Annotated in this window: 9 protein-coding genes; 8 read left to right on the top strand and 1 reads right to left on the bottom strand. The window is 74.1% G+C overall.

Annotation, left to right across the window (positions count from 1 at the left end; genetic code table 11):
* Window positions 1-368 precede the first annotated feature (368 nt).
* Entirely contained in the window at window positions 369-2,120 is a 1,752-nt protein-coding gene (locus tag V6V16_RS04400; protein WP_334559642.1) for a CTP synthase, read from the top strand.
* A 59-nt stretch (window positions 2,121-2,179) separates the two neighbouring features.
* The gene (locus tag V6V16_RS04395; RefSeq protein WP_334559660.1) at window positions 2,180-2,776 is read left to right on the top strand and encodes an NUDIX hydrolase; all 597 of its coding nucleotides are present in this window, start codon (window positions 2,180-2,182) and stop codon (window positions 2,774-2,776) included.
* 67 nt (window positions 2,777-2,843) lie between these two features.
* On the opposite strand, the gene V6V16_RS04390 is transcribed toward V6V16_RS04395, so the two are convergent.
* Window positions 2,844-3,119 carry a TM2 domain-containing protein gene (locus tag V6V16_RS04390; RefSeq protein WP_334559641.1) on the bottom strand — a complete coding sequence of 92 codons (276 nt, stop codon included), beginning with the start codon at window positions 3,117-3,119 and terminating at the stop codon, window positions 2,844-2,846.
* 291 nt (window positions 3,120-3,410) lie between these two features.
* On the opposite strand from V6V16_RS04390, the gene ald reads away from it, so the two are divergent.
* From ald to V6V16_RS04360, 6 genes are all read left to right on the top strand, one after another.
* Entirely contained in the window at window positions 3,411-4,526 is a 1,116-nt protein-coding gene (gene ald, locus V6V16_RS04385; protein ID WP_334559640.1) for an alanine dehydrogenase, read from the top strand.
* An 11-nt stretch (window positions 4,527-4,537) separates the two neighbouring features.
* The gene (locus V6V16_RS04380; protein ID WP_334559658.1) at window positions 4,538-5,530 is read left to right on the top strand and encodes a site-specific tyrosine recombinase XerD; all 993 of its coding nucleotides are present in this window, start codon (window positions 4,538-4,540) and stop codon (window positions 5,528-5,530) included.
* A gap of 251 nt (window positions 5,531-5,781) precedes the next feature.
* Window positions 5,782-6,705 carry a ParA family protein gene (locus tag V6V16_RS04375; RefSeq protein WP_334559639.1) on the top strand — a complete coding sequence of 308 codons (924 nt, stop codon included), beginning with the start codon at window positions 5,782-5,784 and terminating at the stop codon, window positions 6,703-6,705.
* Between the two features lie 53 nt (window positions 6,706-6,758).
* Window positions 6,759-7,805 carry a segregation and condensation protein A gene (locus tag V6V16_RS04370; RefSeq protein ID WP_442934026.1) on the top strand — a complete coding sequence of 349 codons (1,047 nt, stop codon included), beginning with the start codon at window positions 6,759-6,761 and terminating at the stop codon, window positions 7,803-7,805.
* A complete protein-coding gene (gene scpB / locus V6V16_RS04365) occupies window positions 7,802-8,887 on the top strand; it encodes an SMC-Scp complex subunit ScpB (protein WP_334559636.1) in 1,086 nt (361 codons plus the stop codon). Before V6V16_RS04370 ends, scpB begins: the two co-directional genes overlap by 4 nt.
* Window positions 8,874-9,644 (top strand): pseudouridine synthase, encoded by a 771-nt coding sequence (locus tag V6V16_RS04360; protein ID WP_334559634.1) that lies wholly within the window; start codon window positions 8,874-8,876, stop codon window positions 9,642-9,644. Before scpB ends, V6V16_RS04360 begins: the two co-directional genes overlap by 14 nt.
* Window positions 9,645-9,673: the final 29 nt, after the last annotated feature.

The following is a 9,673-nucleotide window of genomic DNA, read 5'->3' as shown; positions in this document are numbered from 1 at the left end:
CTTCGGACCGGACGGCGGCCGCGGCCCGGACCGCCCGGCGCCGCCCGGCCCCGCCCCGGACACCGCCCGGGGCACCGGTCCCGTCCCGCCATCGGCGGCCCGGCCGACGCCTCCGGCCCCTCGTCCGCCGGCCGGTGCGGACGGGCCGACGGCCGGGACCGGCACCGCGGCGCGTACGGCGGCGGGCCGGTCATCGACCGAGGTCACGGCCTCCTGAGCCGGCCGCGGGTCGCCCCGCCGCCCGGTCCGGGTGCGCCCGGCGGTGGGGCCGGGTGAGGTGTTACCGTGGAATCCCGTGGATCGCGTGATCACTTTGCTGATCGGCACGGCGGTCTGCACGACCGCGACGGACGACACGGGAGCAGGCCTTGGCCCCTTCAGCACGGACGACCAGGCACATTTTCGTCACCGGGGGAGTCGCCTCCTCGCTGGGTAAGGGCCTCACCGCCTCCAGCCTCGGCAACCTGCTCACCGCGCGCGGCCTGCGCGTGGTGATGCAGAAGCTCGACCCCTACCTCAACGTCGACCCGGGGACGATGAACCCGTTCCAGCACGGCGAGGTCTTCGTGACCGAGGACGGCGCCGAGACCGACCTCGACGTGGGGCACTACGAGCGGTTCCTGGACCGGGCGCTCTCCGGCAAGGCGAACGTCACCACCGGCCAGATCTACTCCGAGGTGATCGCCAAGGAGCGGCGCGGTGAATACCTGGGCGACACCGTCCAGGTCATCCCGCACATCACCAACGAGATCAAGTCCCGGATCCGGGCCATGGCCGACCCCGACGACGACGGCCAGGTGCCGGACGTGGTGATCACCGAGGTCGGCGGGACCGTCGGCGACATCGAGTCGCTGCCGTTCCTGGAGGCGATCCGCCAGGTCCGCCACGACCTGGGCCGGGACAACTGCTTCTACCTGCACGTCTCGCTGGTGCCGTACCTCGCCCCGTCGGGCGAGTTGAAGACGAAGCCGACCCAGCACTCGGTGGCCCAGCTGCGCAGCATCGGCATCCAGCCGGACGCGCTGGTGCTGCGCTGCGACCGGGAGATCCCCGACAAGGTCAAGCAGAAGCTGTCGCTCTACTGCGACGTCGACCGCGAGGCCGTCACCGCCGCCCCGGACGCGCCGAGCATCTACGACATCCCCAAGGTGCTGCACCGCGAGGGCCTCGACGCGTACGTGGTGCGCCGGCTCGGCCTCTCCTTCCGCGACGTCGACTGGACCAGCTGGGACGACCTGCTCGACCGCGTGCACCAGCCCCGGCACACCGTCACGGTCGCCGTGGTCGGCAAGTACGTCGACCTGCCCGACGCGTACCTGTCGGTGAGCGAGGCGATCCGGGCCGCCGGCTTCGGCCACCGGGCCCGGGTGCAGCTGCGCTGGGTGCCCAGCGACGACTGCGTCACCCCGACCGGCGCGGCCGCCGCCCTGGCCGGCGTGGACGGCGTCGTCATCCCGGGCGGCTTCGGGGTGCGCGGCATCGAGGGCAAGATCGGCACCGCCCGGTACGCCCGGGAGAACGGCATCCCGCTGCTCGGCCTCTGCCTCGGCCTGCAGTGCATGACCATCGACGTGGCCCGGCACCTGGCCGGCCTGGAGGGCGCCAACTCGCTGGAGTTCGACGAGGAGGCGACGCACCCCGTCATCGCGACCATGGCCGACCAGGAGGACATCGTCGCCGGCAAGGGCGACCTGGGCGGCACCATGCGGCTCGGGGCGTATCCGGCGGCGCTCGCCGAGGGCTCGCTGGTCGCCGAGGCGTACGGCAGCACCGAGGCCAGCGAGCGGCACCGGCACCGGTACGAGGTGAACAACGCCTACCGCGACGCGCTGACCAAGGCGGGCCTGCACATCTCCGGCACCTCGCCCGACGGGCGGCTCGTCGAGTTCGTCGAGCTGGACCGCGGCCTGCACCCGTTCTTCGTCGCCACCCAGGCGCACCCGGAGCTGAAGAGCCGCCCGACCCGCCCGCATCCGCTGTTCGCCTCCTTCGTCAAGGCGGCGGTGGCCTACTCGGAGGCCGACCAGCTCCCGGTCGACCTGGACGCGGCCGAGAGCGCGGCGGCGAAGAAGGCCGCCCGCAACGGCGGCGCCGCCGCGAAGGCGACGTCGGCCTCGTGAGCGGGCGCGACGAGCGGGGCACCCGGACCGGCGGCGGGGCGCCGGACGGGCCGGCCGCCGTGGAGCACCGCTACGAGGTGCGCTCACGCACCGAACGCTACCGGGGCCGGATCTTCCAGGTGGTCAGCGAGGAGGTGACCATGCCGGGCGGCGGGACGGGGGTACGCGACCTCGTCCGGCACGTCGGCGCGGTCGCCGTGGTGGCGCTCGACGCCGCCGGCCAGGTGGTGCTGATCCGCCAGTACCGGCACCCCGTCGGGCGGCACCTGTGGGAGCTGCCCGCCGGGCTGACCGACGTCACCGGCGAGGATCTCGCCGCCGCCGCGCTGCGGGAACTGGCCGAGGAGGTGGACCTCACCGCCGGACGGATCGACGTCCTGGTGGACCTGCACAGCTCGCCCGGCTTCACCAACGAGCTGGTCCGGGTCTTCCTGGCCCGCGACCTCGCGGAGGTGCCGGCGGAGCGGCGCCACGAGCGCCACTTCGAGGAGGCCGACCTCCAGGTCGCCCGCGTAGACCTGGACGAGGCCGTCCGGATGGTCCTGGCCGGCGAGATCACCAACGCCTCCTGCGTGGCCGGGCTGCTCGCCGCCGCCCGGGCCCGCGACACCGGCTGGTCGGGGCTGCGCCCGGCCGACGCGCCGCTGCCCGGCTGAGCCGGGGGACGGAACGCGAAGGGGCCGTGCGGTACGCCGCACGGCCCCTTTCGTCGTCGCGGACCGGTCAGTCGCGCAGCGGCCGGCCCTGCCCGTCGACGCCACCGTTGACCAGGATCAGGATGCCGTCGATGAAGCCCCAGATGCCGCCGACGCCGCAGGTCACCAGCGAGACGATGATCTGGATGACGCCGGTCTTGGTGTCGCCCATGTAGAAGCGGCCGATGCCGAAGGTGCCGAGCACGATCTGCAGGACGCCCGCGACGACCTTGCTCTTGTCGGAGACGCCCGACGGGTAGCCGGGCTGGTTGGGGTAGCCGGGCTGGTAAGGAGGTGTGGTCATGAGGCGACACCCTAGTGATCCACTCGTCTCCTGTCCTCAGCGGTACCCGAAGAGTGGGACGATGGTGGATGAACATTGTCCTGACGGCCGAGACGGCGCCCCACCGCCCGCCCGCTTGACGCCTGACACATCGTCAGCGTGTGCGGGCACCGGATGCCACTGTGCTGCCTCTCCGGGGGCGGCGACGCGCCTAGACTGCCGCCGGCGGGACCGGTGGACCGCGACGGCAAAGGGGCCGTCGTGGCACCGCGCAGTCGGGGGAGCGCAGCCCCGAAGAGAGGTGTCTGCATCGTGAAGGTCGGAATCCCACGCGAGGTCAAGAACCACGAGTACCGCGTGGCGATCACGCCGGCGGGCGTCAACGAGTTCGTCCGCAGCGGTCACCAGGTCTTCGTCGAGTCCGGCGCCGGGGTCGGGTCCAGCATCAGCGACGAGGAGTTCGCCGCCGCCGGAGCCAGGATCCTGGCCACCGCCGACGAGGTGTGGGAGACCGCCGAGCTGGTGCTCAAGGTCAAGGAGCCGATCGCCGAGGAGTACCACCGGATGCGCGAGGGGCAGGTGCTCTTCACCTACCTGCACCTGGCCGCCTCGAAGGCGTGCACCGACGCGCTGGTCGACCGCAAGGTCACCGGCATCGCGTACGAGACCGTCGAGCTGCCCGACCGGTCGCTGCCGCTGCTCGCCCCGATGTCCGAGGTGGCCGGCCGGCTCGCCCCGCAGGTGGGCGCCTACCACCTCCAGCGGCAGGGCGGCGGGCGGGGCGTCCTGATGGGCGGCGTCTCCGGCGTCTACGCGGCGAAGACGGTCGTGATCGGCGCCGGCGTCTCCGGCATGAACGCCGCCGCGATCGCCCTCGGTCTGCAGGCCGAGGTGCTGCTGCTGGACAAGAACGTGGCCCGGCTGCGCCAGGCCGACGCCATCTACCGGGGGCACCTGCAGACGGTGGCCTCCAACGCGTACGAGATCGAGCGGGCCGTGCTCGACGCGGACCTGGTCATCGGCGCGGTGCTGGTGCCGGGCGCGAAGGCCCCGACCCTGATCTCCAACGAGCTGGTCTCCCGGATGAAGCCGGGCAGCGTGCTGGTCGACATCTCCATCGACCAGGGCGGCTGCTTCGAGGACTCGCGTCCCACCACGCACGCCGAGCCCACCTACCAGGTGCACGACTCGATCCTCTACTGCGTGGCGAACATGCCCGGCGCGGTGCCGCACACCAGCACCTACGCGCTGACCAACGTCACCCTGCCGTACGCCCTGGAGCTGGCCAACCACGGCTGGCGCGAGGCGCTGCGCCGCGACCCGGCGCTGGCGCTGGGCCTGAACACCCACGACGGCCAGGTCACCTACGGCCCGGTCGCCGAGGCGCACGGCATGTCGACCCTCGCGTTGGCCGACGCGCTGGCCTGAGGGGCGGCGGACTGACCGGCACACCGGACGGGGCCGGCGCGGGCGGGGAGCCCGCGCCGGCCCTGCGCCGTGCCGTGCGCGGCTACCTCGACCACCTCACCGTCGAGCGGGGCCTCTCGGCCAACACCCTCTCGTCGTACCGGCGCGACCTGGAGCGCTACCTGGCCACGCTGGCCGCGGCGGGGGTGGCGGAGCTGGCCGCCGTCGGGCCGGGACAGGTCGAGGCGCACCTGGCCCGGCTGCGCGCCGGCGACGAGGAGCACCCGCCCCTCGCGGTCTCCTCCGCCGCGCGGGCGGCCAGCGCCGTCCGCGGGCTGCACCGGTTCGCGCTGCGCGAGGGGCTGGCCGGCGCCGACCCGAGCCGGGACGTCCGCCCGCCCACCCCGCCGCGCCGGCTGCCCCGCGCGCTGCCGGTCGAGGCCGTGGTGCGGCTGCTGGAGACCGCCGGCGCCGTGACCGCCACCGGGGAGGGCGCGCCACTGGCGCTGCGCGACCGGGCGCTGCTGGAGTTCCTGTACGGCACCGGGGCGCGGATCTCCGAGGCGGTCGGCGCCGCCGTGGACGACCTCGACGTCGACGACGGCAGCGTGCTCCTGCGCGGCAAGGGCGGCCGCACGCGGCTGGTGCCGATCGGCGGGTACGCGGTCGAGGCGGTGCGCGCCTGGCTGGTCCGGGGCCGTCCCGCGCTGGCCGTCGCCGGCCGGGGCACCCCGGCGGTCTTCCTCAACGCCCGCGGCGGCGCGCTGTCCCGGCAGGGCGCCTGGATCGTCCTGCGCCGCGCCGCCGCGCGGGCCGGCCTGCCGGTGCAGGGGGCGGAGGCGGTCTCCCCGCACACGCTGCGCCACTCCTACGCCACCCACCTGCTCGACGGCGGCGCGGACGTGCGGGTGGTGCAGGAACTCCTCGGCCACGCCTCGGTGACCACCACCCAGGTCTACACGCTGGTCACCGTCGAGCGGCTGCGTGAGGTGTACGCCACCGCCCACCCCCGGGCGCGGGGGTGACCGCCGGCCGGTAGGCGCGCCAAGAAGGCGCCCGCGGGTGGCGTGTGGGGGGACGCCGCCGGTGGCTGGCCTGGTCGGCGGGCGGCGACACGCCGAGCGGGTGCGACCGGGCCGCGGGGCGGTGGCGTACAGTCGGCATCGGCGCGGACCTCCTGGGGCGATGGTGATGCAGACCGGGGTGCGCAGCGGCGCCGCGAAGGACGTCGGACGGCTCCGACGCCGGGTGGTCGTCGGGAGGGGGCAACGAGCACATGGCTGGCAACGGTGACCGTGCCGAGACCTGGACGTCGGAGCTCCGCGAGCAGCAGGCCACGCTCGGGGCGGATCTCGGTCCGGCGGATCCGGCGGCATACACGATGCGCAAGCCGATCCCCGAGCCGATGCCGACCGACCGGCACGGCCCGGCCCGGATCATCGCGATGGCCAACCAGAAGGGTGGCGTGGGCAAGACCACCACGACCATCAACCTGGGCGCGGCGCTGGCCGAGTACGGCCGCAAGGTGCTGCTGGTCGACTTCGACCCGCAGGGCGCCCTCTCGGTCGGGCTGGGGGTCAACCCGCACAACCTCGACCTGTCGGTCTACAACCTCCTGATGCAGGACGACGTCACCGCCGAGGACGTCCTGATCAAGACCGACGTGGCGGGGCTGCACCTGCTCCCCGCCAACATCGACCTCTCCGCGGCCGAGATCCAGCTGGTCAACGAGGTCGCCCGCGAGATGGCGCTGGCCCGGGTGCTCCGGTCGGTCCGCAAGGAGTACGACTACATCCTGATCGACTGTCAGCCCTCGCTGGGCCTGCTGGCGATCAACGCGCTGACCGTGGCGCACGGCGTGCTCATCCCGCTGGAGTGCGAGTTCTTCAGCCTGCGCGGTGTCGCTCTGCTGCTGGACACCATCGACAAGGTGCGTGAGCGGCTCAACTTCGACCTGGAGCTCGAGGGCATCCTCGCCACCATGTACGACAGCCGCACCACCCACTGCCGGCAGGTGCTCCAGCGGGTGGTGGAGGCGTTCGGCGACAAGGTCTACCAGACGGTGATCACCAAGACCGTGAAGTTCCCGGAGTCCACCGTCGCCGGTGCCCCGATCACCACGCTCGACCCGGCCTCGTCGGGCGCCCGCAACTACCGCCAGCTGGCCCGCGAGGTGATCGCCGCCCAGTCGGAGCGGTAGGCCGGGGTGCACCTTCACGCCGTGCCGCCCGGGGCGTGGACTACGGTCTCCCGGTGACCGCGCCACCCCTCGATCCGCCGACGACGCCGGAGCAGCCGCCCGCACGGGTCGCGACGGGTGCCCCCGAGGTGTCGCCGGCACCGGCGGGCGGGCCCGGGGCCTCGGCGGAGCCGGCGGGCGGGCCCGAGGAGAGCGGCGGTTTCACCGTCCGGCTGGCGAACTTCACCGGCCCGTTCGACCTGCTGCTCCAGCTCATCGGCAAGCACAAGCTCGACGTCACCGAGGTGGCGCTGCACCGGGTCACCGACGAGTTCATCGCCTACATCCGCGCCATGGGCGACGAGTGGGACCTGGACGAGGCCAGCGAGTTCCTGCTCATCGCCGCGACCCTGCTCGACCTGAAGGCGGCCCGCCTGCTGCCCGCCGCCGAGGTCGAGAACGAGGAGGACCTGGCCCTGCTGGAGGCGAGGGACCTGCTCTTCGCCCGGCTTCTGCAGTACAAGGCGTACAAGGAGGCGGCGGCGCACATCGCCGCGCTGGAGGAGGTCGGCGGCCGGCGCTACCCCCGGGCGGTCACCCTGGAGCCCCGGTACGCCGAGGCGCTGCCCGACCTGGTGCTCGGCATCGGCCCGCAGCGGCTGCTGAAGCTGGCGGTCAGGGCGATGACGCCGAGGCCGGTGCCCGAGGTGTCGATCGCCCACGTGCACATGGTCCGGGTCAGCGTCCGCGAGCACGCGGCCGTGCTGACCGAGCGGCTGCGCCGGGCCGGCACGGCCACCTTCTCGCTGCTCTGCGCCGACTGCGAGGCCACCCTGGAGGTGGTGGCGCGGTTCCTGGCCCTGCTGGAGCTCTACCGGGAAGGCCTCGTCGCCTTCGTCCAGGAGCAGGCGCTGGAGGAGCTGACCGTACGCTGGACCGGCCCCGCCGACGGCGGCCCCGACCTGCACATCGACGAGTACGCCGGCAGCCCGCCCGAGCCGGGCGCGGCCCCGGACGAGAGCGGGCCGGCACCGGGCGCGGCGGCGGGCGTGAGCACTTCGGCACCGGGCGCGGTGGCGGACGAGAGCGGGGCGGCGACGCCGGAGGAGCGAGCGGGATGAGCAACGACGAACGTCGGGACTCCCTGGCCGATCAGGCCGCGGCCTGGGTGCCGCCCTGGCAGCGCCCCACGGCCCCCGCCACGCCCCCCGGAGGCGAGGATCCCGGTGGCTCCACGCCGCCGGAGGGGCCCGGAGTCACCGGGGTCGCCGAGGACGCCGCCGCCACGCCTGCGGCGCGGGCCGAGTCGGGCGTCGACCCGGCGGCCCCTGACGCGAGCGGGGCACCTGCCGCGAGCGCGGCGCCGGCCGAGAGCGCTGCCCCTGCCGTGAGCGCGCCCCCCGCCGGGAGCGAGGCCCTCGCCGGGAGCGAGGCGTCCGCCGTCGACGCGGCGCCCACCGCCAGCGCGACGGCCGGTGCCGGCGGGCCGGGCGGGACGGCCGGGCCCCCGGAGACCGGCGGGCCCGGTGAGGCGACCAGGTCCCCCGGGGCGCTCGGGCCGCCGGCGGGCGGGGCCCGGGGGAGCGGGGCCGCGGGCGTACCGGCGAAGGGGCCGGCGGGGCGGCGGCGGTCGGCGCCCGAACCACCGCCGCGGCTCGACGACGCGGAGCTGCGCGGGGCGCTGGAGGCGATCCTGCTGGTGGTCGACGAGCCGGTCAGCGAGCTGGTCCTCGCCCAGGTGCTGGAGCAGTCCGCGGAGCGGGTCGGGCCGGTGCTGGACGAGATCGCCGCGGGCTACACCGCCGCCGGGCACGGCTTCGAGCTGCGTCGGGCCGCGGGCGGCTGGCGTCTCTACACCCGGCCGGAATACGCCACCTACGTGGAACGGTTCGTGTTGGACGGGCAGTCGGTGCGGCTGACCCAGGCCGCGCTGGAGACACTGGCCGTGGTCGCCTACAAGCAGCCCGTCACCCGGTCGCGGATCTCCGCCATCCGGGGTGTCAACTGCGACGGGGTGATCCGTACGCTGGTCTCCCGCGGGTTGGTCGAGGAGTGCGGCACCGAACCGGACAGCGGGGCGTTCCTCTACCGGACCACCACGATGTTCCTGGAGAAGCTCGGGCTGAACAGCGTCGACGACCTCCCGCCGCTGGCCCCGTTCCTTCCCGACGACGTAGAAGAGCTTGCCGATGCCACGCGATGACCGCATGCCCCGCCCTGACGCGCCCGCCTTCGAGGGGGCCGAGCGCCTGCAGAAGGTGCTGGCCGCCGCCGGCGTGGGTTCCCGGCGGGCCTGCGAAGACCTGATCTTCCGCCGCCGGGTCACCGTCGACGGGCGGGTCGCCAAGCTCGGCGACAAGGTCGACCCGGCCACCGCCGTGATCCACGTCGACGGCGAGCGCCTCGTCGCCGACACCCGACTGGTCTACCTTGCCCTGAACAAGCCCCGCGGGGTGGTCTCCACCATGGCCGACGAGAAGGGGCGTACCGCGCTCGCCGACTTTCTCGGCAACCGGGTGGAGCAGCGGGTCTACCACGTCGGGCGGCTCGACGCCGACAGCGAGGGCCTGCTGCTGCTCACCAACGACGGCACCCTCGCGCACCGGCTGATGCACCCCTCCTACGGGGTGCAGAAGACCTACCTGTGCGAGGTGTCCGGCCCGATCCCGCGTAACCTCGGCAAGCGGCTGATGGCGGGCGTCGAGCTGGAGGACGGCCCGGTGAAGGTCGACTCCTTCCGGGTGGTGGACACGCTGGGACGCAGCGCCCAGGTGGAGCTGAGCCTGCACGAGGGGCGCAAGCACATCGTGCGCCGGCTGCTCGACGAGGTCGGCCACCCGGTGAGCCGGCTGGTGCGTACCGCGATCGGGCCGATCCGGCTGGGCGACCTGCGCGCGGGGCGGACGCGGCGGCTGACCAACGCGGAGGTCGCCGCCCTGTTCAAGGCCGTGAGTGACTGACCCCCGGGGTTCGGGGTACGGCTGCCGGT

Origin of the sequence: Micromonospora sp. CPCC 205561, assembly GCF_036906775.1 — a bacterium.
In the GTDB taxonomy this organism is placed as follows: Bacteria; Actinomycetota; Actinomycetes; order Mycobacteriales; family Micromonosporaceae; genus Micromonospora.
Note: the sequence above shows the minus strand (reverse complement) of the source record. Positions and strands in the feature narration are given on the sequence as shown.